Here is a 24,848-nt window from a genome sequence, read left to right as displayed (position 1 = left end):
GCTGGTGGCGGTATCGACGGACGACACCAATTCACGCGCAGTCCGCAATCTGTCCTTCTCGCCCGATATGATCGCAAGTAGCGGAAGGTTCTGATCAAAAGAGACGTCAATGGGGGATTGGGTTGAAGAAACAGATCAATGTTGTCGGGGCAGTAATTGTTCGGAACGACGAAATTCTCTGCGCGCAGCGTGGCCTTGGCGGCAGCCTCGGCGGAATGTGGGAGTTCCCGGGCGGCAAGATCGAATCCGGTGAAACTCCTCGACAAGCCCTTGAACGCGAAATTCAAGAAGAACTACTTTGCACCGTTACGGTAGCTGACGAGGTCACCAGCACAACTTACGAATATGACTTTGGGATCGTCACCCTTACGACTTTCTACTGCGAGCTAGTCGACGGTGAACCGCAGCTCACCGAACACGAAGACGCAAAGTGGCTCAAGCGAGATGAGCTCTCCACACTTGAGTGGGCCCCAGCTGATATCCCAGCTGTAGAGATTATTCAGGCTGCATGATGTCATCCAACCCCGATATCTCGTTCGCGGTCGGTCTTTCTGGCGATGTCACTTATGGATTTCTGGATGGAGCGAGGCAATCTCGCCGCCATCATCACCCACGGGTGGTTCTAAACGCTGACGGCAATACTGTTCTGCGTATTCTCCGAGAAGAACTAGCTCGATGCGACGAGTTCATTTTCTCTGTAGCTTTCGTAACTCCCAACGCAATCGCCATGCTCAAACAAGAATTGGTGGAGTTTTCTGGCCACGGCACAATAATCACCTCGGACTACTTGGGGTTCAATTCGCCCGCAGCATTTAGCGAGCTGTTGAACCTGGAAGCACTCGGCATTGACGTCCGAATCCATAGCGCTGATGCCTTCCATCCGAAAGGCTACATTTTTAAGTCGACTGACGTAGTCACGGCGATGATTGGAAGCTCGAACCTCACGGGCAACGCCATCGTCAAGAACCATGAGTGGAATTTGAAGGTTACTGCGGCGACCGATAGTGACTTAGCAGGTCAGCTAGCTGAACTGGCTGGTAACCAACTTGCCGATTCAGTGTCGCTGAGCCAGGACTGGATTGATCTTTATGCTGAGCAGTACACGCCGCCTCCACCGCGCAAAAAGATAGAGATTGCCAGAAAACTGAAACAAGCAGACGAGCAACTCATCGACGAAGTTGCCGCAGGACTTTCCGAATCCACTGGACTGGGTGGCGACGTCAATTGGGCCGACCAGCTCATGCCGATTTTTCCCAACCAGATGCAGTCTGAAGCGCTCAAAGCCCTGGAAGCGGTTCGACTAAGCGGCGAATCCAAGGCAATCGTAATTTCGGCGACGGGCACGGGAAAGACAATTCTGTCTGCTCTTGAAGTGCGAGCCGCCCATCCTGAACGATTCCTGTTTGTTGTTCACCGCGAACAAATTCTAGACAAGACGATCAAGGAGTATCGACGCGTCATTGGCGGAGATGCCCAACAGTTCGGCAAGCTCGCCGGCGCATCCAAGCAAAGCGACCGAAAATATGTTTTTGCGACGGTTCAGACGTTATCTCAAGATTCAGTACTCCAAACTATCGAGTCTGATGCCTTTGACTATGTGATTGTCGATGAAGCTCATCGTGTCGGTTCGCCGACCTACAAGAAAGTCTTGGCTCACCTGGAACCGTCGTTCCTGCTCGGATTGACTGCAACCCCAGAACGCAGCGATGGCTTCAACGTATTCGAGTTTTTTGACTACAACGTTCCCTATGAGATTCGCCTGAGCCATGCTCTGGAAGAGAACATGCTGAGCCCGTTCCACTATTACGGAATTGCAGATGTGACTCTAGACGATGAATCGGTGCGTGACAGTTCCGAAGATCTTTCACATTTGGTGACTCCGGAACGTGTACACCACGTAGTCGATGCATTGACCAAGTACGGGCAAGCGGGCGTTGCACCAAAGGGACTGATTTTCTGTTCTCGAAAAGATGAATCCAACGCTTTGTCAGCCGCACTGAACCAGCAACAACTACGCGGAAAGACGCTGAGGACTTTGAATCTGAGCGGCGACGATTCGATTGAACGCCGGGAACAGGTCGTTGCGCAGCTGGAAGCTGGCGAACTCGATTACATACTCACCGTGGATATCTTCAACGAAGGCGTGGACATCCCGACCGTGAATCAAGTGGTCATGCTCCGACAAACGCAGTCAGCGATTGTCTTCGTTCAGCAGCTTGGTCGAGGCCTTCGCAAGGCGCCAATGAAGGACTATCTGGTTGTTATTGACTTCATTGGTAATTACGCGAATAACTACATGATTCCCATCGCCTTGTTTGGCGATGAATCGTTGAACAAGGAGTCTCTGAAGGAAAAGCTGATCGCAACAGAGCAAGCCGGAGTGATGGCAGGTCTGTCGAGTGTCCGTTTCGATAAGATCGCTCAGCAAAGAGTCCTAGACTCTATCCGCACGACTGCCTTGGACAGCATTCAAAAGCTACGTAGTTCAATGCAAGCAATGCAGAATCGTGTTGGGCAATCGCCTCGGCTGTTCGACTTCTACCGCTTTGAGTCCGTAGACCCAGTATTGCTCGCGACGAAAAAGGAAAACTATCCGACTCTCGTGAAAAGTCTCCTTCGGATCGATCATGATCTTGATCGGGATGAGCTGAGAGCCTTGTCGCTGCTTTCACACGAAGTGCTAACCGCGAAACGAGTCCACGACTTCGTCCTGGTGCGAGAACTGCTTACACACGAATCAATTACGCTGAACCAATTCAAGATGGCTCTGCGTGAGTATGGCGTGGAAACCACCGAGCGTGAAATGCGCAGCGCGGTTGAGACTCTGAACCTGGCTAATCACGCTCAGGTGGACCAGACCCGGTACGGAACTCAACTAGCCTCGATTGAGAATGAAACCGTTTCGGCTAACCCGGGTTTCATCCATGCGTACCGCACCCATGGCTCCTTCACCGAGGAGGTCGACGACCTTATCCAAACAGGTTTGTCTTTGGTCAGCGATCGGTATGTCGGCGGCAGTCCGTTCATCGTCGGCGGTCAATACTCGCGTAAAGAGGTCACGAGACTGTTGGGTGTCCCGCGAAAGTGGACTTCAACTTTGTACGGGTACAAGGTCGACATGGATTCAAAGACCTGTCCGATTTTCGTGACTCTCCACAAGTCTGACGACATCTCGGCTAGTACGGCCTACCAAGACGAATTAGTGGACCCGTCTCACCTGAGGTGGTTCACGAGATCACGTCGTACGTTGCGCAGTGATGAGGTTCGCCGCATCGTAAATAATGAAGTGGACCTTCATATCTTCGTTAAGAAAGACGATGCTGAAGGTACTGAGTTCTTCTATCTCGGCAAGGCGGACTCAAGAAATGCACAGCAAGCGCGGATGCCCGACAAGGACGGCGTGCCGCTGGACGTAGTCATCATGGACTTGCATTTTGAAGAGGCCATCGACCGCGCCTTGTACGACTATCTAAGTCCGAACAATGACCTCACGTAATACAGAAGCAGGTAGAAACGACAAGTTTCAAACGCGATTGAGTGATGAGAACGAAGGGACCTTGGCTCTGACCAACTACGCGGGTGCGCCGGGAACGAAAGACGATTTGATCCGTCTTCTTATCGACTGCGACACCGGCATCGACGATGCCTTAGCCTTGGCATACCTTTGCTCGCTCGACCACGTACATATCCGAGCCATCACCAGTACTCCGGGCAACGTCGATGTTGAGCAGGTCACGGCCAACAACCGCGCACTCCTCAAGCTCTGCGGCAAGCCTGATGTTCCGGTGCTCATTGGTGCGCGAAAGCCACTTGACATTCCGTTGGTGACAACTCCGGAAACGCATGGCCCTCAGGGCGTCGGTTACGCGACTCTTCCAGCTCCTGGTCCTGATTCGCTGGCGAACAACGATGCCGTTGATTACTGGATTCAAGCGGCCCGCGCGAACCCCGGTGAGCTAACCGTTATGCTGACTGCGCCTCTGACCAACTTCGCGTTGGCTCTCCGACGTGAACCAAGACTTCCTTGGCTTCTTCGCAAAGTAGTGATCATGGGTGGCGCCTTCTACTACCAAGGCAACACCACACCCACTGCAGAGTGGAACACCCACGTGGATCCGCACGCTGCCAAAGAAGTTTTTGCCGCCTACACCGCTGCTGCTGAGCAAGGCCTTGAATCTGAAAAACTTCCCATTGTCTGTTCCTTGGACACCACCGAACGCTTTGAGATGCAGCCTGAATTTCTGACCAAGCTTGCCGAAGAAGCCGGATGCGCAGAGCCCGAACTGGTTCAGCCAAGCGATGTTGAAGGAACGCTAAGCAAAGCATCAAATCCACTGGTACGCTACCTCTCGGATGCGTTGCGCTTTTACTTTGAATTCCACCGTCACTATGACCAGGGCTATATCGCTCACGTACACGACTACTTCGCCGCCGGTCTTGCTGCAGGAACCTTGGATTACGAAACGCGTCCAGCAACCATTGATGTTGAGACAGAATCACAATTACTGTTTGGAACCACCGTTGCTGACTTCAGAGGTCTTTGGGGCAAACCAGCAAATGCGCACGTGGTCTCAAGAAATGATCCAGAAGCTGGCTTTGCGGAACTGGTGAAACGGCTTGGTACCTTGGCCCGGAAACTGAACTAAGACTCCTGAACGCTGAGTGTGGTGGGCTAGAATTGTCTACTGGGTCGAGGTGACATAGACCCGCAGCTCGCGCGCGCCAGTACGACCTTTGGTGCGCAGTCATACCCGTACCTCAGGACTGCCTCATCATGTCATCAAATCTTCTGTTGCCCGAAGAAACTTCGTCGCAAACTCTTCGCCGCCGTCTCATGGCTGTCGCAGGAACCGTAATCCTTGTTTCCACCTATCTGGCCTTGATCATTACCCAGCCAATGGGAATCGTTGAGGGACTGGGTCAGGGCGTCGCACTTGGTACTTTCGCTGCTTACCTCGTCTCGGCTGTTCTTCTTTTGCTGGCCGTATTACCTGACCTTCCAGTGTCAACTTTGACCTTGATCCCAGTCGCTTTGGCACTGAATATCATTCTTGGTCAGTTTGTTGGCTCGGTAATTATTCCTCTCTACATTGACTCCATCGGTACTGTCATCGTTGGCTTCTTGGCTGGCCGCCGTGCCGGCGCGGCTACCGGTGTATTGAGCACTTTGGTTTGGTCCTTGTTCGCTCCAACTGTTCTGCCTTTCGCAGCAGGAGCGGCCCTTGTAGGATTCCTTGCCGGAACCGCAGCGCGATACGGTGCGCTGCGTCGTGTCTACCTGGCGCCGATTGCTGGCCTTGTTTCCGGTGTACTAGTTGGTGTGGTCTCTTCGCCGGTAGCTACCTTTGTTTACGGTGGAACCTCCGGCGTTGGCACCGGTGCCTTGGTTGCTGCCTTCAGCTCTATGGGTGATTCACTGCTCTCCGCAGTCACCAAGCAGGCCTTGATTTCTGACCCAGGGGATAAAGCAGTGGTCTTCTTGGTTGCAGCTCTCTTGGTTTACGCATTGCCAAAGCGTCTGAGCGGTAGCTTCGCCTTTGTCCGTCGCTACCGGGTCTTGGGGAAGCGCGTCAGCAAGTAAGCGAAAACTTCATGCCCCGCTCAAATAAGCTTCATCCGTTTACCATTCTGGCTATTGCCGTGGCAGTCGTAACTATGACTACCGCAGCAAGCCAATGGTGGTTGAGTTGCGCCGTCATTGGACTGTGCTTTCTCATCACGGGATGGGCGGGGCACACCAAAAAACTGGCATTGCTCAGCGGTGCCATGTTGCTACCAACGTTCCTTTCTCTGTTGTTGATTCATGGATTAATCCCCCGAGTCCCGTCGCCTGCTGTTGCACAGTGGGGACCACTGCGGGTTACTGTCCACGGACTTGAAGTGGCGCTGTCTTTAGGACTGCGTACCGCAGTACTCGTGGTGGTGGGTCTGCTATGCGGGCTGCTCATTGATAAGCATCAGCTGGTGGCAGCGATTGATCTATCTCCAGTGCCACCCCAGCTGGGCTATCTGCTGGCGGCGACATTGTTCTTGCTGCCGCAGATGACTGAGAAACAACGGCAGATTGGTGAAGCGCAGACTCTGCGCAATGCGGGCACTGGTACGGGCCTGACAGGATGGTTTCAGCGGGTGCGGTTACGGGCTGTGCCGTTGGTGCTGACTTCTATGCAAGACGCTCAAGACCGAGCCGTCCACTTATCCGCCCGGGGATTCCCAGCCACTGGAGTTCGCACCCGCTTGCGCGAAGTTCCAGATACTTCGGTCCAACGCGGAATCCGCTGGGCTGCTGTGATCTGCGCGGTGCTTGGTCCAGTCATGATCTTGGCTCCCACCTGGTTTGGGATTAACTAATGATGGACCGTAATCTCTCCGCACAGTCGACCACCGTCCTCGGTCTGGACCTGCACAGCTACACATATTTGCACGCACAGAGCTCCGTCCTGAGCGATATTCGTCTAGAAATTCAGCCAGGTTCTTTGACTGTTATTTCCGGTCATTCAGGTTCCGGGAAATCAACGTTGGGCGCCGTCTTGGCTGGCCTGCTTCCGCGTTATGACATGGATCAGCTTGTCGGCAGTGTCAGTGTGAACGGCACGAAGGTTGAGTTTTCTGATTCGTTGCAGCCTCGCGTTGATATCGCGCAATGGTCAAAGCATGTAGGTCTACTGCCTCAGGAAGCAGGGCACTACCTATCCGGGATTCGCGGGACAGTTTCTGAGGAACTGGTCTTCTGCCTAGAAAATCAAGGGATGCCCCGTGAGCAGATGCATCAACTGGTCACTGCACTTGCCCAGCGGCTTGGTTTGGAGCATCTACTAGACCGCCACCCGCAACAGCTCTCTGGCGGACAAGAACGACTTGTTGCGATGGCCGCATTGGCCATCAGTGAACCAGAAGTCCTAGTTCTTGATGAGCCTCTGGCTGGCTTAGATAAGCAGGCTACTGCGTTGGTTTCGCAGATGATCAATCTTTTGCGCGCTCAAGGAACTGCCTTGGTGGTCCTTGCCGATTCAGTACACTTCTGGTCTCATGAAGCAGACGCTCTTTGGTCCTTAGAACAGGGGACTCTCCAACGACTTTCAACTGTGGATCAACAACACCAGGCGAAAACCTCGAAGGTTGAGCGTCAGCCGGCGTCGGACGATTCTCGCGTGCTGCTGAACATGGCTTCAGTGCAATTGGCATACCCTGGAGCTGCTCGCCCTGCAGTCCAAGATCTTGATCTCCAGGTGCGTGCGGGGCAATGCCTGGGTCTGGCCGGAGCCAATGGTTCAGGCAAAACAACCGTGCTCAAAGCTATGGCCGGATTGCTGAAACCCACAACAGGAACGCTGGACACCGTTGGACAAACTGGGCTATTGCTACAGAATTCTTCTGATCAACTCTTTGAACGCACAGTTCTTCGAGAAGTGTCCTTTGGAATTCCAAAGAAGAGTCCTCTGCGCAAACGCGTCCCGGAGGTTCTTGCCCAACTGGGTCTAGACCACTTTGGTGATACACATCCGTACGAGCTGCCAGCTTCTGCCCGCAGGCTTGTTGCTCTGGCCACCGTGTTGGTCCGCGAACCGCAGATCCTGCTTCTAGATGAACCAACGGAAGCCTTGGATGAAGCTGGCGAGACAATCCTTCAGGAAGTCATTAACTCGGTGCTGGAACGTGGGGGAGCCGTGGTCCTGTCTTCGCATGATGAGCAGTTCATGCAAAGAACTGCCGACCGCGTCCACGTGATGAACTAGCGGAACTCTAGCGTTGTTGTGCCTTCCCATGAGGTTGGCACTCTTAGGGGCTTCGCTGTCAACCAAACGTGAGTCAACTCAATTTTTAACCACAAGTGGAATACCTCAGCGGTTGCCTTGGTTGCACCAAGCAACTGCAATTTTCCAATTCCACTTAAGGAGTTCCACGCATGGATCTGTTTTCCCCGCTAACCCTTGGCGACCTCAAGCTCTCTAACCGTTTGGTCATGGCACCACTGACCCGCTCGCGTTCCGGTGTAGACGGCGTGCCAAACGATGACGTTGTTGAGTACTACCGCCAGCGTGCTTCCCTCGGCCTGATTGTCAGCGAAGGCACCTACCCAAGCTTTGTTGGCCAGGGGTTTGTGCGCCAGCCAGGTCTGGTTACCGAAGAACAGATTGCCGGCTGGAAGAAGGTCACCGATGCAGTGCACGCCGAAGGCGGACTCATTGTCGCTCAGGTCATGCACGCAGGACGTGTAACCCACCCAGAGACCACCGGCGTTGACCACGTTGTTGGCCCAAGCGCCATCGCAATTGAGGGACAGACCCGCACCTACACCGGCAAATATGACTACCCAGTGCCAGTGGCACCAACTTCCGATGAGCTACCAGCCATCATCGAGGAATTTGTCACCGGCTCACGCAACGCAATCGCTGCCGGCTTTGATGGCGTAGAACTTCACGGAGCCAACGGTTACCTACTGCACGAGTTCTTGGCCCCATCGGCTAACACTCGTACGGACAACTACGGCGGATCACCTGAAAACCGTGCCCGCTTTGTCATCGAGGTAGTTACCGCTGTTGCTGAAGCAATTGGCGCTGGCAAGACCGCCCTGCGTATTTCGCCAGAGCACAACGTGCAGGGCGCCGTGGAAAATGACCGCGAGGACGTGTTGGCGACTTACACCGCACTGTTGGAAGGTATTGCTCCGCTGAACCTAGCGAACTTGAGCATCCTGCACCACGATCCAGCCGGCGAGCTAGTTCAATCGCTGCGTAAGTCCTTCGGTGGTCCAGTCCTGCTGAACACCGGCTTCGCAGAGATCACCACCTATGAAGAAGCGGCACGCGTTGCTGGTGAAGGTTGGGGAGACGCTGTAGTTGTTGGACGTCCAGCAATTGCCAACCCGGACTTGGTCCGTCGTTGGAAGGAACAGCTACCTTTGAACGAACCAGACTTTGCGACCTTCTACACCGAAGGTCCAAAGGGTTACATCGACTACCCATTCTGGGAGAACTAACCTGCAAAACGTCTAACAGTGATTAGACAAAGCCACCCTTGAACTACTCCTCAAAAGGTGGACTGCCACATGAACAGTCAGTCCAACTTTTGGGGAGTTTTTCATTTGCTTAAAAAGCAATTGATCGCCGTCGATGATTTCAGCATTGGAGCAGATGTGTGGATTTGAAGGCCTCCAGAAATGCTTTTGGTACTTCAGCAGAGGGAACCTGAAAGCCGGTTAGGCGTCATGAGAGCCAGTCATGGGTCCCTCCAAAGTGATAGTAAGGATCGGTGTTGCTATCACTTTCAGTTTGGTGGTTCATGGCCTAGAAGGATCCTGGCAGGAAAGGGGCCCGCCTCGGTCAGGATAGAGTGACGCAGGATTTCATCCGGGCATTATGCACAGTTGATCCAAGGCGCTTTAGAGGCTCTTCGCAATCTAAGGTGTAAGAACCTCAACAGATCCCGGGCATCAGGTAGCGTGTCACGGCATGGACAAGGCCGGGAGCTTCACGAGAATGAAAGTTCCTACACAACCACCGTCGAAAGCTCCCGGCCATGCTCAATGCTACCTACTGCACCCCGGAGTTGACGGCATTCTGCGGCCTTCAAGACCTCGGACTGACCGCCACCGGCCAGCACATCACCGAAACCCGCGCAGTGATCGAGTGCCGAGTCGTTGATGATGGCAAGTTCTGCCACCGGTGCGGGGCCCAAGGGTACTGCTCGCGATACCAGGATCTGTCGGCTGTCCCATGCACCGTTCGGATGGCGGCCCACTACCTTGGCTGTTCGGGTGCGCCGCTACCGGTGCGCTACTTGCAAGCACATGTGGGTGCAGGACACCTCCTTGGCCGCCGCACCGAAAGCGAAGATCTCCGGCGGAGGGCTGCGATGGGCGTTGAAAGGGATTGTCTGCCAGCACTTGAGCATGGCCCGACTCGCTGATGGGCTGGGGGTTTCGTGGAACACCGCGAACACGGGGGTGCTGGCCGAAGGGCAGCGGGTGCTGATCAGCAGCCCGACCCGTTTTGACGGAGTCCAGGTGATCGGGGTTGACGAGCACGTGTGACGTCATGCCCGCTACGGCGACATTTACGTCACGGTCATCATTGACCTGCCCCCGGTGCATCAGCGGAGCGGACCGGCACGGCTGCTGGACATGGTCCAAGGGCGGTCGAAGCAGGTGTTCAAGTCCTGGCTGCAGGATCGGGACCCGGCTTGGCGTGCCGGGGTGCAGATCGTTGCGATGGACGGATTCACCGGGTTCAAGACCGCAGCGGTGGAAGAACTGCCGTCTGCGGTGGAAGTGATGGATCCGTTCCATGTGGTGAAGCTGGCCGGCACCGCGTTGGAGAAAGCCCGGCAGCGGATCCAGCATGAAACCCTGGGATGTCGGGGCCGGAGCAAGGATCCGTTGTATCGGGCCTGCAAGACGCTGCTGACCGGTGAGGAACTGCTCGGCGAACGTGGCAAAGTGCATCTGGAAGCGTTGTTTGCTGTTCCAGGCCATCAGGTCGTGGAAGCGACGTGGAAGGTGTATCGAAGGAGGGTCGCCGCGTACCGGGCTCCCTCGCCACGGGAGGGGAAGGAGCGGTTGAGGGATTTGATCCATGACCTGACCAGAACCTTGCCTAAGGACATGATCGGGGTGAGATCTTTGACGACAGCGTTGAAGAAACGCGCTTCGGATATCTTGGCGTATTTCGATCACATGGGGTCATCGAATGGGTCAACCGAAGCGATCAATGGGCGGTTGGGGCATCTTCGGGGTTCGGCGTTGGGGTTCAGGAACCTCGCGAATTACATCGCGAGGTTCCTGTTGGAGTCTGGTGGGTTCAGACCGGTGTTACACCCTTGATTGCGAAGAGCCACTTAAGATACCGTACTCGACGAGCACTGCGGGCGGCTTCTTAGAACCTGGTGAAGTTATGTAATCCAGGGTTTCTGCATGTCCATCCCGGCAGGCTCGCCTGCCGGAGCAGTGGACCTAGTGGATGCCGGAACCAGCGCTAACGGCGAAAATAGGCTAGCGATGATCGACTAACGACGTCCTCGCCGAGGTGGCCGAGAGAAAATTCCAAGTTCCGAACCACGCCGTCAGACCGCACTGATGGAGACGGAACGATTCAGCGAGAATACTATGGGTTTTGTGCGATGCGTAATTACTGGAGACCAGTACAATCATGCATAGTTAACCTGTGTCTCACTCAATTTCGCCCCCACGCGGCATAGCCGGAAAACTACGCACAGAGTCCGGCTCGGCCGTGTTGCTCATCGTCGTCACAGCCTTCGCTCTCATATGGGCGAATTCACCACTATCCTCTTCCTACTTCGAGTTGTGGCACCAGAGCGTGGGCATCGACGTTGGCCCGTTCGGGTTGCACTTGGATCTTCGCCACTGGATCAACGACGGGCTGATGGTCGTGTTTTTCTTCGTCGTGGGTCTCGAGGTACGCCAGGAATTTGCGCACGGGGCTCTGCGGGACAGTAGTCGCGCTCGGTTGGCTGCGATCGCAGGTATTGCTGGTGTCGTGCTTCCCGCGGTGGTGTATCTACTAGTCGTGGGCTCGTCCGGTGGCGAGGGGCTTCAAGGTTGGGGAGCGGTTGTCGGCACGGACACGGCGTTCATGCTCGGTGCTCTGGCGATCGTTGGTCCCAGACTTTCAGGGCAGTTACGCGTTTTCCTTTTGACCCTCACGGTGGTCGATGATTTCCTTGCCGTGTCGATTATTGGCGTGTTCTACAGTGATGAGATCCGGCTCGTCCCGCTGCTGATTGCTGTTGGTTGCCTTGTTGCGCTGTGGCTACTTGATCGCTCTCGACAGTGGAGTGCTGTCCCGTACGTAGGGATCGTCATCGTGCTGTGGCTAGCGACGCTCGCCTCTGGCATCCACGCTTCACTAGCAGGCATGATTGCTGGGCTTCTGATCCCGGCCTACCCGACGCAGAGGCATAAAGTGGTCGCAGCCCGGCAGCTATTTCGTGACTTTTGGCAGTCTCCTAGCGCTTCCTCGGCGCGTGCCGTGGGACGAGGGTTGTCCAAAGGCGTGTCAGTCAATGAGCGGTTGCACGAGTATCTTCGTTTACCCACGCTGTTGGTGGTCGTGCCGATCTTCGCCTTGGCAAATGCCGGGGTTGACCTGCGCGGTGGGGTGATGGCCGAAGCCTTGAGCTCGTCGGTGACGTGGGGTGTTATCGCGGGTCTTGTGCTTGGTAAGTTCCTCGGGATCGGGATCGCAACGTTCCTCGCTGTTCGGATGGGCATTGGCCGGCTGCCGGAGGGAGTCGGTATGGGTAGCGTGTTTGGTGGGGCAGCTCTTTCTGGGATCGGTTTCACCATGTCGTTGCTAATCATCGGGCTTGCTTTCGATGCGTCCTCGGCTTTGGGGCGTCAGGCGACTGTTGGTGTTTTGGTTGCCATGGTGCTCGCCACCATTCTGGGCTGGACGATCTTCAAGGTTGCGGCCCGTCGGTGGGGAGAAGAGACAGCGGATCTGCCGATGACACTTGACTCCCCGGTGGACCCCGAAGTGGACCACATTCGCGGCCCCGAAGACGCCCAGCTCACCTTGGTGGAGTACGTGGACTTTGAGTGTTCATACTGTGCGCACGCCACCGGTTCGTGGGAGGACCTCCACGAGCGCCTCGGGGACGACTTACGCTACGTCGTACGGCATCTTCCTCACCATCCGCACGGGCCACTCGCCGCACGGGCCGCAGAAGCGGCCGCGAAGCAGGACATTTTCTGGACTTGGTTGGACTTCGTCTTCGCCCGACAGAACGCCCTCGAACGTGAGGATCTCATCAGTTATGCCGCTGAGCTGGGCCTCGATGTCGAGAGGTTTGTTAAAGACCTGGACAGCGCTGAAGTTGCGGCGAGGGTCGAGCGGGATAAGGCAAGCGCAACGGCAAGTGGCGCCCACGCGACCCCGACGTTCTTCGTTGATGGTTGCCGACTGACGGGAAGCTATGATGCACGAACTTTGACCGCGACTCTGGAATCCAGCCGTCGTGGGGCACGTACTCAGGTGAGCTAAGCCTGTTGCTGAATACCAGGTCCAAAGCACGGCAAGGCAGGCGCTCGATCGCCGTTCCCTGCCTGTGACTCATTAGCTGCTAGCAACGGCGAGGCTGCCGGTGAAGGAACGGGCGGTTTGGCCGTTATCGTGACATCGGTTGATCTTTGTGGGTTTCCAGACGCTCGCCGATAATCACCTTGTGTTAAAAGTTGGCGATCTGACGACCGAGCGAATGACAGTTCCTCGCCGAGTTCAGGGGCGAAAGGCGTGGGCCAAGCAACGACCGATCTCTGCACAGCATCAAAGCCGGAAGTCTTCGACCAACGAAAGTTGCTGGCACCCACGGCGGCGGCACGAGTGAACGCGCCGTCGCCGTGGGAGCGAGCGCTACCTGTGCGTACTAACCCCGAATCGGGAACAGCAAATAGAGATCATCTTGTTCACCGTCATCTTGCGAGCGCACTGATTTGCTGGACAGATCAATGTCTGCCTTCTGGCTTCTTCAGTTCGACCTTCTGAACTCAGCGCTGAGGGGATCTAACCTGCCCAAACGGTACGCTTTTTGGCGGGCCTGCCGCCAGCAATCAACCTCACCGCTCGTGTGGTGATCTGAGTTGCGAAGGGTATCAGAGTAGCAGAGGCGGGGTCGGCCCCGAACGGACCCGGTTTGAGAACAGCTCCGAGCGGGGATCACGGCCCCGGATCAGGACGGGATCATACCGTGGGGATCGATGATGAACTTCTCCGAGACGCCGCTATCGAAGGTCGCATAGGCCTCCGGAGCTTCGTCGAGGCTGATGACCTTGGTATTAAGCATGCTGCTCAGATAGGGCATCCGATCCCACAGGATCGACATCATCAGGTCGCGGTTGTAGTGCATGATCGGGGCTTGGCCGCCTGAAATTCTAGGGGACTTGATCCACGCTTTGCCGAAGTCGAGAGAGAATGTACCTTCCTGTTCGGCTTTGGACGTGGCCAACGGGTCGGGGCCGTAGACGCCGATGATGCCGGTGGCGCCGCCGGCACGGGTAGCGTCGATGACCTGGTTGATGGCGTACGCGGGGTTCATATCCGTTGCCTCACGGCCGATACCGTGGGCTTCAGAACCAACGTAGTCGACAGCGCAGTCCACCATGGGTTCGCCGAGGATAGCCTCGATCTGGTCGGTCAAGGGCACATCTTCGTTGAGGTTGATGGTCTCGCAGCCGTTGTTCTTCATCAGGTCAAGACGGTCCTGGTGATAGTCGCCGACGATGATGCATGAGGCACCTAATAGCCGGGCAGCTGCTGCCCCGCAACGGCCGACGGGTCCGGCGCCGGCGATGTAAACGGTCGAGCCGGGCTTGGCGCCGGCCTCCACGAGGCCGTGGAACGCGGTTGGCAGGATGTCCGAGAGCAGGGCGAGCTCACGGATCTTCTCCATAGCCTGGTCCTTGTCGGGGAAGCGCAGCAGCTGGAAGTCTGCATAGGGGACGAACATGTACTCAGCCTGTCCACCCTGCCAGTTACCCAGGTTGAACCCGTAGGCGCCGCAGGCCGTGTCGGGGTTTACGGTCTCGCAAACATCGGTTCGACGAGCGCGGCAGTTGCGACAACGACCGCAGGCGACGTTGAAGGGGACTGAGACGATGTCACCCTCGGAGAGGAACTCGACGTCGGCGCCGACTTCGATGACTTCCCCGGTCATCTCGTGACCCATCACCATGCCCTGGGGGACGGGGAAAGAGCCACGGTATATGTGCAGGTCGGATCCGCAGATATTAGTGGCGACGATCTTGAGGATGACTCCGTGAGGTGCTCTCTTGCCGTTCGGCATTTCTAGTTTCGGGAAGTCGAGGGATTCAACGCGCATGTTCTTGACGCCGTCGAATACGACGGCGCGATTACTACTTGCCATGACGATCTCCTTTATTGGTGGTTGGCCTGAGCGCGACGGTGCCCCAATTATTTAGGAGTCCGTGGTCCGCGACTCTAACCATTGCCGAGCCTAGACCCGCCAGAAATTCAGATCAAGGGTTATTTGATTACTGTGGCACGTTGCTAGGTGTTTTACCGGTCGCTTAGGAGCTGGATCCCAGGTTGGCGGTGGTGTTCTCCTTTGAGTTGGTATCGTTGCGAGGCGGTGCGACGCGTGTCAGGGACTGATCGCTCGGTGTGAAACTCGGAAATCCATGGGTTTCGGTTCCTTAGCCATGCTGGTCGGGCCATAAATGAATCGGGTCAATGCATAGACATAAGCATTGGGTAAACACCTTTTTGCGAAGAGGCCTTGGTTGGTCCGTTCTTGAATTACATGAGGACCGCCTTAAAGGTAGAACGTCACGCCCAGCGGATTGGTCTTTCCTCGCGTTCACAAAGCGTGCCACAGACACGTGAACCGTCAGAAATTTAGTCCCCGGAGCCCGCGAGATTGGTCAAACGCGTCGCTAGTAGTTGCTAATATCGCGAGTATGGTCAAAGCATCCGTGCCCGCGTCAGCGCAGTCCTCGCCCGTTCAGCCAAACGTGAGTGTTTTAGGCGCTCGTGAACATAACCTTCAAAATATCGATCTCACGGTGCCCCGTGATGCGCTGGTGGTTTTCACCGGGGTCTCTGGCTCGGGGAAGTCCTCTCTGGCTTTCGGAACGCTGTTCGCAGAGTCCCAGCGCCGCTACCTAGAGTCGGTCGCTCCCTATGCGCGTCGTCTGATTGACCAGGCTGGCGTTCCGGACGTCGATTCGATTACAGGTATGCCACCCGCCGTTGCTCTTCAGCAGCAACGTGGAGGTCGTAGCGCTCGCTCTTCGGTCGGTAGCATCACTACGGTGTCTTCGCTAGTGCGCATGCTCTATTCCCGGGCCGGACACTATCCCGAAAATCAGCCGATGCTCTACGCCGAAGACTTCTCTGCCAACACCGTGCAGGGAGCCTGCCCGGAGTGTCACGGCATTGGCCGGGTGTACGAAGTCCCTGAAGACAAGATGGTGCCTGACCCCTCACTTACGATTCGCGAGCGGGCTATCGCCTCGTGGCCAAAGGCCTGGCACGGTCATCAGTTGCGCGATGTGCTTGTGGCCCTCGGGTACGACGTGGACGTCCCCTGGAAGGATCTGCCGAAGGAAGAGCGGGACTGGATCCTTTACACAGATCAGACTCCGTATGTCCCGGTCCATTCGCGGCTGACTCTCGCCGAGGCACGGGCCGCAATCGCGGAGGGTGTAGAGCCTAGCTACTCTGGGACGTTCGTCGGTGCTCGCCGGTACGTGCTCGACACGTTCGCGAATACCAAGAGCGAGGCAATGAAGCGACGCGTGGCGCAGTTCCTTACAGTCTCTCCTTGCCCCGCTTGCCATGGTAAACGGCTCAAGCCGGAGGCCCTATCGGTGACGTTCGAAGGCCTCGATGTCTCAGATCTCTCCAGCCTGCCGCTGGCACAACTCTCGGTGCTGATCGAAAAAGCAGTCGAGCAGGCCACCGCTGATCTCGACGGGATCGAGAAAGCAAGTCACACAACAGATGACGCAGCCCAACCAGATGCAGCGCAGCAACGCGTCGATGTCAGAGAAGCGAACCACTCAGCGGGAAGGCTGGCCGCCACAGCCCGGCTTGGCGCAGAACTCGTCAATAGGCTACGGCCCATCATTGACCTAGGGCTGGGGTATCTTTCCCTGGGGCGAACCACTCCCACACTCTCCGGCGGAGAATTGCAACGACTGCGTCTGGCGACCCAACTGACCTCTGAACTCTTCGGGGTGGTATACGTTCTCGATGAACCTTCCGCTGGATTGCATCCGCAGGATGTCAGCGCGCTGCTCGGCATTCTCGACGGGCTCAAGCGGCGAGGCAACAGTCTATTCGTCGTCGAACATTCGGTGGACGTGATGCGTCATGCTGACTGGCTGGTCGACATCGGACCGGGCGCGGGAGAACGCGGCGGTCGCGTCGTCTACAGCGGGCCTACCGAAGGGCTCGCAGAGGTGGAGGAATCCGTCACCCGCGGGTATCTGTTCGAGAGCAGCGGACTGCTTCAGCGGACGCCCCGCCAGCCACAGGGATGGCTGCGCCTCGAGCAAGTCACGCGTAACAATCTGCACAATGTGTCGATGTCCATTCCGCTCGGGGTGTTCACCGCGGTCACCGGAGTTTCAGGATCAGGCAAGTCGAGCCTAGTCAGCCAGGCGCTACCGGCGCTGATCGGCGAACGACTGGGTCGGACTGCGCAGGCGGAGGATACTGACACGCCCGAAGATGACGAGCTTTTGCTGTCGGATGAACCCGAGGAGGTCAAAGGATCGGTCCGTGGAGACCTCTCTGCGGTGCGCCGCGTCGTAAGCATTGACCAGAGGCCTATTGGACGTACCCCGCGTTCGAACGTCGCCACCTACACCGGGCTGTTTGATCATGTGAGACGGAGGTTCTCCGAAACGCCCGAGGCTCGTGCACGCGGGTACAAACCGGGTCGATTCTCCTTCAACGTCGCTGGTGGCCGTTGTCCTACCTGCAAGGGAGAAGGGTCGGTGATGGTAGAACTGCTATTCCTGCCCTCGGTCTACACCGAATGCCCCGACTGCCACGGTACCCGCTACCAATCCAGCACGTTGGAGATCATCTGGCGCGGCTGCAACATCGCGCAGATTCTCGCCATGAGTGTTGAGGAGGCCCACGATTTCTTCCATGGGGAGTTCGATATCATGCGCTCGCTCAGGGCGCTGATCGACGTCGGTCTCGGGTACCTGCGGCTCGGACAGCCGGCTACCGAGCTGTCCGGAGGTGAGGCGCAACGAGTCAAGCTTGCTTCTGAGCTTCAACGATCCCAGCGTGGAGACACTCTTTATGTACTTGACGAACCTACGTCAGGGCTCCACTGTGCAGATTCCGACCGGCTTGTGGCTCACCTACAGACACTCGTTGAAGCAGGAAATACTGTTGTCGCGGTCGAGCTCGACATGCGCGTTGTCGCAGTGGCCGACTACGTCATCGACCTCGGGCCGGGCGCGGGTGAGGACGGTGGCACAGTGGTATCCAAAGGAACTCCCGAGGAAGTCGCCTCGCGCGGAGTCGGCGCGTCGGCACCGTACCTCGAAGCGGCATTGCACGAGGCTGTCTCCCGCGGGTGAGTGCCGGTGGGCTTCGCGGAGGGAGCTGACCCGACTGGTGAGCACATCAAAAGAGTATGTGCTGTGCCTGATATGAAAACCAGGTTGCGTGCTTGTGGCGCAGGCATTGACGATGATCCGGTGGGCTCGGAGGAAATTCCCTGAATCGTCTGGTGCAGTTGATGCAGTTCACTGGTGGCATCAGATGCCAGGCGTTTTATGCCTCAAAACCCTGGGGCGGATCAAATGAGAAAGGAAAGTCAAAGCACCCGGGATTGCCATATGCAGTGGTTCTTTGACGGTATACACTGCTTGAAGGGCCAGCCGTTATCGCAAGTTTGGCCCTGATATAAAAGTTGAACAGTCGACACAGGGATCTCATCGTTGGCGACAAGACAAAGTCGCATCAGGTAGTCACCTAGGCCTTGTCCTTGGGCAGGCGGGCTGATGCCTATTGGAACTTCGATGAGTACACTGACGACTGGCCTATGGTAGTGCTGCACCTAGATTATGTTGTCCTTTATGGACAGCTGATGACCCGCCTACACAGGCAGGTCACCACCTCTTACAGAACGGAGCGCAAGATGGCAGACCAATTGAAAGGCAAGCGGGTCGCGATCCTTGCCGCAGACGGCGTGGAGCGCGTCGAGCTGGAACAGCCGAGACAGGCGCTACTTGACGCCGGCGCCACGACTGAGTTGCTGTCGCTGCACGAGGGCGAGATCAAAGCCCGAAAGAATGACCTGGATGAAGCGGGGACATTCTCGGTAGATGCCCTAGTGAAATCAGCGTCGGTCGATGACTATGATGCACTGTTGCTTCCTGGTGGCACGGTCAACCCGGACCAGCTTCGGTTGGATGCCGATGCGGTAGGTTTTGTGCGCGATTTCGTGGCCACCGGCAAGCTGGTCGCCTCGATCTGCCACGGCCCATGGACGCTGATCGAAGCCGGTGTCGCGAACGGTCGGACGCTGACCTCCTACCCGAGCATCCGCACCGACTTGCGCAATGCCGGTGCGAATGTCGTGGATGAAGAGGTCGCACGTGATGGGAACCTCATCACCAGTCGCTGGCCCGACGATCTTCCGGCTTTTTGCTCCGCGATCGTAGAACAGCTCAGCGAGGCCAAGGGAGGCGACCATGATTGAGGTTGCATTGTCGGTAGTACTGCGGGCCAAGCCCGGCAAAGAAGAGGAAGTGGCGGAGTTTCTCCGTAGCGCGCGCTCCATTGTAGAGCAAGAAGAAGGGACGCGGGCCTGGTTCGCTTTGAAGTTCGATGCATCGACCTTCGGGATCTTTGACGTGTTCCCAGACGACGAGGCCCGCCAGACTCACTTGTCTGGAGGCGTTGGCCAGGCGCTCGCTGCCCAGGGGGCAGATCTGTTCAGCGTAGACCCGAACATTGAGAACGTCGATGTGCTTGCATATAAGCTGCCCGGTGAAAGCGTGTAGAGGACTAATTGTAGTGTTTTTACCGGGTGTGGTCTTCAGGGCTGGGCTATAGGCCATAAAGTGTGTCTGAAAAAACTGATCCTGCCCCGGCATTCCGGGGCAGGATCAAGTTCCTCATGGGTTTTGTTCCCATAGGTGTGACCCTTACTGGACAAATTCATTCTTGTATTATCTGCCATTCGCCCATGAAAAATGAACGGCAAGACACCGGCTGGAACCCAACGATGGCGATGTATCAACTGCAACGCCAGCACGAGTTTCAACCGACCAGACACCACCGAACGCAACGTCCTCATCGGCTTCGTCAACTGGCTGCTGAGCAAGCACTCCCAAGCCGAACATGCCGCGACGAGCGCGAGGACTTTCAGAGGCACCACGCAGGGGTGTTGGAACGTGTATCCATTCCTGAACCAGACCGGAGAAGCCTTTGACGAGATCCAAGTCGACGGTATTTACCTCCGGCCTGGATGGTGCTTGCTGATCGCTATCGCGGGCGGCAAAGTCATTGGCTGGCAGTGGTGTGATCATGAAAAATCAGCAGCCTGGCTCGAACTTCTCAAGCACTTTCCGGAGCCTAAAGTCGTGGTCACTGATGGTGACTCAGGGCTGCTCAAAGTTTTGAAAACTCTCTGGCCAGGAGTCTAAGCGCAACGCTGCCTGGTGCATATTCAACGCACCGTCAGAACCTATCTGACGAAGAACCCAAGAACGGAAGCAGGCAAGTCACCACGGCAATTATGCTTACAACTAAGCAAAATCAAGGACCAAGAAGAGGCCGCCCGCTGGGCGGCTGAGTTAGCAAATTGGCAAGCCCAATATCAGTATCTTCTTGATGAGCACATCTATGCCAAAGACTGGACGGGACCTCGGTCTAGAGGAATTCACCGGTCTCGGAAGTCTTGGCCAACTCACGAGCGATTGCTCAAGGCGTATGACTCGATGAGCCAAGTGTTGAAGCGTGGTCATCTGTTCACGTATCTGAAGCCGGAGCATACTGGGCTCGGTATTATCGCGACGACGAACATGATTGAAGGAACGATTAACTCCGGCATCAGGGAGATGATCAGGCTTCATCGTGGGATGCCTATTGAACATCGTCGCCGTGCGTGTGAATGGTTTTGCTGGACGCATACGGCGAGGCCGAGAGGGCGAAGCTGCCATTCCTGATCAAGGAATCAAAGAAGCTTCTCAAGGAGCTTGAGGCGAAGAAAGCGCCGGTTGAGGGGCCTGTTGGTCCCGAGCTTTACGGCACTGCTTCTGGTGCTGAGGAAGGCTTGTACGCCAGATCTGGTTGGGGTGGGCGCAGCCGCTAAAACCTGGTTTGAGGTGGTTTGGTCCGAGCGACATGCCCGGGCCAGACACACGTTTTGTCCTATAGGCCTTCATGGGTCTGCTTTAACCCACACACCGGGAAGTCAGCTGACGTCACATAGTACTCCAGAGCTGGGCAGGGGGTTCTCCGCAACTAGTGGACACGTGATCTAGCTCATACTGCTAGCGTTAGCACAGTCCTGTGCTGTTCAACGCGTTCCTGCTGACCACGAAGCTTCTGCTCAACATCCACCGGAGGAACCATCCCTAGGCTTGAATGCAACCGGCGACGGTTATAGAAATCCTCAATCCACTAAGCTACTTTCTGCTTGGCGTCCGCTCGGGTAGCCCCCGGTACCGGTCATAGAATTCACTCTTCAACGTCGACCAGAATGACTCGCTCATGGCATTATCTCAGCACACGCCCGCACTGCGCCCCACGGACTGCAGCAGATCCAGCTCAACCGCCACCGAATGCAGCTGAGCCGAGGTGAACTGCGCGCCGCGGTCCGCATGGAACACCACCTGACCCGGAAGCTGTCCTCGCAAGGTCTTGGCCATGCGCAGGACCCGCTGCACCAAATCGGTGTTCTGCGCGCTGCCCAGCGCCCAACCCAGCACCTTGCGGGAGCACCCATCACGCACTGCGCACAAGTACAGCCGGCCTTCATTGGTGCGCAGATACGTAATGTCGCTGATCCTGACTTTGTCCATAGCGCCTTGGTCCCACTGGCGGTGCACCCGATCCGGCAGGCGATAGGTGTCAACGCCTGAGATCGTGGTCACCGGGGTGAACCTCTTGGGGCTGATCCCTTCGATGCAGTGCCGAAGCATCGAGGCAGCCACGGTCTTGGGATCCGCTGGGAATCCTTCGCGGGCCCGCTGCACGAGAGACCGCGGGGACGGCTCCGTGGTTTGGTGGTGCCGTCAAGCGTAGTAGCCTGATTTGGAAACCTGAAGCAATGTCGCCATCCGTGTTAGGGCGAAGTCATTCTTCAAAGCGTGCATCAGTTCGAACCGTTGGACCGATGTTGCTTCGACGCGAAGAAGGACGCTGCTTTTCCCAGGAAGCGGTTGTCCTCCCGTAGCTCGAAGACTTCTTTGCGCAAGCGCTTGAGTTCCTCGCATTCGGACTCGTCCAGCGCGCCGGTCGGCTCACCGTCCAGGCCTCGGCGGGGTCGTTCCTTCTTCACCCAGGTGCCCAGCGTTTGCTCGCCGAGGTTTAACTCCTTGGCGTCTGCGCTGATGCTGCGTCCGGTATCGATGACGACGCCGGCGGCTTCTGGAGGGTATTCCTCAGTGAAGGACCTACGTTGCTTTTCGTATTGCTCATTAGTGACATCCTCTCAAAAATTAGGATCTGCTGATCCCGCTTATTCGGGGGGTTGCCCCGGGAAGTGGACACCGGGGATTAATCGCTAAGCAGCGAGCTCGATTATAACCTCATGATCCCGCTCGAAATCAATCGGTGATTGATAACCCAACGAGGAGTGCTTCCGACGATTTATATACCGAACGATCCACCGGAACACCTCGCACCGACAGGCCCCCTTGGAAGCCCACCCGTTGGCTCCTTGAAGGGTCTCACGCTTCAGTGCCGCGTTGAACGATTCGGCCATGGCATTATCAGCGCTGGACCCGAGTCGGCCCATCGACTGCACCACACCCAATCGCGGCACACCGTCTGGAACTGCGAGGAGGTGTACTGCCGCCCATGATCCGTGTGCCTCCTCACGCCCTCCAAGCCACCACGGGCCGGTGCGGCGGCTTTCAGGGCCTCGACGACCAGCTCGGTACGTAGGTGATCGGTGATCGACCACCCCACCACGTCAGCCCCCAGCAGCAGCGGCAGCGAGAGCAGTCATTCCCAAGGCCATGCCACCGAAGATCCGGCCAAGGTCGAGCTGGCCAAGCAAGCGGCCACGATCATGACCACTTGGAACCCGAGCAAGGATTTCAACCGCACCGCCGCCGAGCTGTGCGCGCGCTCGCTCATGACTCCCGAACGGGCCAAGGAGGTCATCGCCCCCGAGCGGCCCGCGACCGGCGTTGAATGGTTGACCGCTGCCGAAAAGAACGCCACCAGCAAACCCACGGCGAAGCTGATGACAGAGCACCGCGAGCAAGACACCATCGCCGACACCGACATCGACACCGTACAAGATCCGCGACTACGTTTCCTCCGTCCGCTAACCAGCCCCACCGTCTGAGCCGTATCGCCCACAGAGCGATCCCAGTGTGAAGAAAGCGAGTACATCATGAGCACCACCGAAGAACTCATTGAAGCGACCGTCAACAAAGACGGCACCGCCAACGTGAACATCCAGGGCACCACCCACGAGTTCACCGCAACCACCGAAGCTGCCGCCCGGGCACAAACCGTGGAACTGGTCAGCAAGCACGCCACACAATGCGGTACGTCTGTGCGCGCAGTGATGCATGATGATGACCAAGGCTCCTGGCCGGTCAAAGTCCACCCCGATGTCACCGAGGAACCAGACACCACCACGCCGCCGGCTAGCAGTGACAAGCCTGCCGCGCGCCGCCGTGTCGATAGTCCGGTTACGCACGGGCCAGTGCTGAAACGGCTGTCATCGAAGAACCAGCAGGCACCGCAGAACCAACAATGAGCGAAGAAGCCACCACCACCCGCGATGACCACGCCGAAGCCGGCGCGCTGCTGTTGGAATCACTCGCGCAGCAAAACGACAAGGCCCACGCCCTGGCACAGAACGCCGTCGCCGTAGTATCCCAAGCTGATTCTAAAGCCACCACCGCAGACGTGAAGCGCGTCGCAGACGGCTACAAGACTCTGGCCCGCGACGTAGCAACGATCCCATTTGACCCAGCAATGGTGGACCGCATTCTTCGCTACGACGTGCTACGCCCAAGCACGCAGCGCGCATGGCTGGCAGCGGGTGTCGCAGTAGCACGAGGGCTGTGAGGTGTGTTAACTCTGGTTTATTTGGAGTTCTTGAGAAGTTCAAGGCCTGCACGAGAAATAATCCTTCTTTGCGCGTATACGCAGGGATCTGTGCGAGATGGACTCCGTGTCTCACCACAGTCTTGCTGTGCCTTTATTCGGGATAGATGATGTCCTCTGCGAAACACCAAATACCGAAAAACTCATCCGCGTCATCTGCAACAAAAACATAGACCAGTCCGTGGGAACGCTTAGCCGCTAGTCCCTTTAAACATAGGTTTGCCCCGAGAATGGGAAGCGTTGCCGATACCACCTTGGAAGGGGAATAGCAGACCGTTTCTGCGTTCATATTTGGGGTAAAGCGGAGCAGGCCATAGGTCACCCCTTTATATGAAAACCTCCTTCCGTCAGGGTTTTCACCTTGAGGCGGTGCCTTCGAGTCATTCACCTACTGAACTTTAGAGCATCACAGCGAAAAAGCAGGTTTCACAGAGATAACACCCAGCTTGTATTTACCATGGATGGTTCTAGATCGGGTTTGCTCAGGCCGGAATAAAATCTGAGCGTCTTGATATCCTGCTAGGCTCAAGGAGCCGCTGACGTTACGCCGCAATTACTGAAGAAACATCCGATTTCATCTTCATCGACGGGAATATCTCATGGGCAATAGCCCTGAAGCAGCACTAGGAATTGCACTTCTCACTTCACTTGTGCGCCAAGACCGTGAAGCGTTCCTGATCATCGCTTCTGAGGTTGAAGGCGGTAATGCTCAAGCTGTGGCCATCCTCGCGCGGCTAGGTGAGGCGATGGTTGCCATGATTGCTGACCTGCTGCAGATCAGCAATGAGGAAGCGCTCACGCGTATTGCAGCTTCCATCGCTCTGAGCAACAACTAGCACCAAAAATCGGGATCAGAAACAGAACCTCCATAAGTGAGAGCTGGGGAGTCTTGCTGCGTAGCATTGAGCACAGACTCGGCGTGCACCAATCGATCGCGGTCTTTTCAAAGACTGCGATTCTGTGATGGTCAAAATGAGTCTGGCGCTATCGTAAAGCTCCTACGCCCGGCTAGACTGTAACCTACTGGCTCCGAATCTTGCTCAA

The 24,848-nt window shown here is 56.6% G+C and carries 18 protein-coding genes and 3 pseudogenes; 17 read left to right on the top strand and 4 right to left on the bottom strand.

Going from position 1 to position 24,848, the window contains the following annotated elements; translation table 11 throughout:
- The first annotated feature begins 122 nt into the window (after positions 1-122).
- The 9 genes and pseudogenes from AC1Z3F_RS12320 to nhaA all read left to right on the top strand — a co-directional run bounded on the left by AC1Z3F_RS12320 (position 123) and on the right by nhaA (position 13,001).
- On the top strand, positions 123-512 hold the full coding sequence (locus tag AC1Z3F_RS12320) for a (deoxy)nucleoside triphosphate pyrophosphohydrolase (protein WP_131089377.1): 390 nt from the start codon (positions 123-125) through the stop codon (positions 510-512).
- Positions 509-3,496, top strand: a complete 2,988-nt coding sequence (locus AC1Z3F_RS12315; RefSeq protein ID WP_483565869.1) for a DEAD/DEAH box helicase — start codon at positions 509-511, stop codon at positions 3,494-3,496. Before AC1Z3F_RS12320 ends, AC1Z3F_RS12315 begins: the two co-directional genes overlap by 4 nt.
- Positions 3,497-3,602: 106 nt before the next feature.
- Positions 3,603-4,646 (top strand): nucleoside hydrolase, encoded by a 1,044-nt coding sequence (locus tag AC1Z3F_RS12310; RefSeq protein WP_483566962.1) that lies wholly within the window; start codon positions 3,603-3,605, stop codon positions 4,644-4,646.
- A 128-nt stretch (positions 4,647-4,774) separates the two neighbouring features.
- The gene (locus AC1Z3F_RS12305) at positions 4,775-5,581 is read left to right on the top strand and encodes an ECF transporter S component (RefSeq protein WP_483565868.1); all 807 of its coding nucleotides are present in this window, start codon (positions 4,775-4,777) and stop codon (positions 5,579-5,581) included.
- An 11-nt stretch (positions 5,582-5,592) separates the two neighbouring features.
- Positions 5,593-6,351, top strand: coding sequence for an energy-coupling factor transporter transmembrane component T family protein (locus tag AC1Z3F_RS12300; protein WP_483565867.1), 759 nt, complete (start codon positions 5,593-5,595; stop codon positions 6,349-6,351).
- Positions 6,351-7,736 carry an ABC transporter ATP-binding protein gene (locus AC1Z3F_RS12295; protein ID WP_483565866.1) on the top strand — a complete coding sequence of 462 codons (1,386 nt, stop codon included), beginning with the start codon at positions 6,351-6,353 and terminating at the stop codon, positions 7,734-7,736. Before AC1Z3F_RS12300 ends, AC1Z3F_RS12295 begins: the two co-directional genes overlap by 1 nt.
- Before the next feature lie 170 nt (positions 7,737-7,906).
- Positions 7,907-8,980, top strand: coding sequence for an alkene reductase (locus AC1Z3F_RS12290; RefSeq protein WP_483565865.1), 1,074 nt, complete (start codon positions 7,907-7,909; stop codon positions 8,978-8,980).
- A 539-nt stretch (positions 8,981-9,519) separates the two neighbouring features.
- Positions 9,520-10,822: pseudogene (locus tag AC1Z3F_RS12285) on the top strand (ISL3 family transposase).
- 340 nt (positions 10,823-11,162) lie between these two features.
- Entirely contained in the window at positions 11,163-13,001 is a 1,839-nt protein-coding gene (nhaA, locus tag AC1Z3F_RS12280; RefSeq protein WP_483565864.1) for a Na+/H+ antiporter NhaA, read from the top strand.
- 685 nt (positions 13,002-13,686) lie between these two features.
- On the opposite strand, the gene AC1Z3F_RS12275 is transcribed toward nhaA, so the two are convergent.
- Positions 13,687-14,880: an alcohol dehydrogenase catalytic domain-containing protein gene (locus AC1Z3F_RS12275; RefSeq protein WP_483565863.1), complete on the bottom strand. Its 1,194-nt coding sequence runs from the start codon at positions 14,878-14,880 to the stop codon at positions 13,687-13,689.
- A gap of 553 nt (positions 14,881-15,433) precedes the next feature.
- Here AC1Z3F_RS12275 and AC1Z3F_RS12270 point away from each other — a divergent pair.
- The 4 genes and pseudogenes from AC1Z3F_RS12270 to AC1Z3F_RS12255 all read left to right on the top strand — a co-directional run bounded on the left by AC1Z3F_RS12270 (position 15,434) and on the right by AC1Z3F_RS12255 (position 20,823).
- On the top strand, positions 15,434-18,079 hold the full coding sequence (locus AC1Z3F_RS12270) for an excinuclease ABC subunit UvrA (protein WP_483565862.1): 2,646 nt from the start codon (positions 15,434-15,436) through the stop codon (positions 18,077-18,079).
- A gap of 563 nt (positions 18,080-18,642) precedes the next feature.
- Positions 18,643-19,206 carry a type 1 glutamine amidotransferase domain-containing protein gene (locus AC1Z3F_RS12265; protein WP_483565861.1) on the top strand — a complete coding sequence of 188 codons (564 nt, stop codon included), beginning with the start codon at positions 18,643-18,645 and terminating at the stop codon, positions 19,204-19,206.
- Entirely contained in the window at positions 19,199-19,510 is a 312-nt protein-coding gene (locus AC1Z3F_RS12260) for a putative quinol monooxygenase (protein ID WP_483565860.1), read from the top strand. Before AC1Z3F_RS12265 ends, AC1Z3F_RS12260 begins: the two co-directional genes overlap by 8 nt.
- A 116-nt stretch (positions 19,511-19,626) precedes the next feature.
- Positions 19,627-20,823: pseudogene (locus AC1Z3F_RS12255) on the top strand (IS1249 family transposase).
- A 173-nt stretch (positions 20,824-20,996) separates the two neighbouring features.
- On the opposite strand, the pseudogene AC1Z3F_RS12250 reads toward AC1Z3F_RS12255, so the two are convergent.
- The 3 genes and pseudogenes from AC1Z3F_RS12250 to AC1Z3F_RS12240 all read right to left on the bottom strand — a co-directional run.
- Positions 20,997-22,143 (bottom strand): annotated as a pseudogene (locus AC1Z3F_RS12250) (IS3 family transposase); the annotation flags it as partial.
- Between the two features lie 96 nt (positions 22,144-22,239).
- On the bottom strand, positions 22,240-22,482 hold the full coding sequence (locus tag AC1Z3F_RS12245) for an integrase core domain-containing protein (RefSeq protein WP_483566961.1): 243 nt from the start codon (positions 22,480-22,482) through the stop codon (positions 22,240-22,242).
- The gene (locus tag AC1Z3F_RS12240; protein WP_483565859.1) at positions 22,413-22,646 is read right to left on the bottom strand and encodes a DDE-type integrase/transposase/recombinase; all 234 of its coding nucleotides are present in this window, start codon (positions 22,644-22,646) and stop codon (positions 22,413-22,415) included. The genes AC1Z3F_RS12245 and AC1Z3F_RS12240 overlap by 70 nt, the downstream gene beginning before the upstream one ends.
- Here AC1Z3F_RS12240 and AC1Z3F_RS12235 point away from each other — a divergent pair.
- The 4 genes from AC1Z3F_RS12235 (at position 22,630) to AC1Z3F_RS12220 (ending at position 24,640) form a co-directional block, all read left to right on the top strand.
- Entirely contained in the window at positions 22,630-23,031 is a 402-nt protein-coding gene (locus AC1Z3F_RS12235) for a hypothetical protein (RefSeq protein WP_483565858.1), read from the top strand. The two genes, AC1Z3F_RS12240 and AC1Z3F_RS12235, sit on opposite strands and share 17 nt — an antisense overlap.
- A gap of 48 nt (positions 23,032-23,079) precedes the next feature.
- Positions 23,080-23,451: a hypothetical protein gene (locus AC1Z3F_RS12230; RefSeq protein ID WP_483565857.1), complete on the top strand. Its 372-nt coding sequence runs from the start codon at positions 23,080-23,082 to the stop codon at positions 23,449-23,451.
- Complete coding sequence (locus tag AC1Z3F_RS12225) at positions 23,448-23,765, top strand: hypothetical protein (protein WP_483565856.1); 318 nt, start codon at positions 23,448-23,450, stop codon at positions 23,763-23,765. The genes AC1Z3F_RS12230 and AC1Z3F_RS12225 overlap by 4 nt, the downstream gene beginning before the upstream one ends.
- Before the next feature lie 638 nt (positions 23,766-24,403).
- Complete coding sequence (locus tag AC1Z3F_RS12220; protein WP_483565855.1) at positions 24,404-24,640, top strand: hypothetical protein; 237 nt, start codon at positions 24,404-24,406, stop codon at positions 24,638-24,640.
- The last annotated feature ends 208 nt before the right edge of the window (positions 24,641-24,848 follow it).

The organism is Glutamicibacter sp. MOO4 (assembly GCF_056934395.1).
The sequence above is the reverse complement of the archived record's forward strand: the minus strand, read 5'-3'. Positions and strand labels throughout refer to the sequence as shown.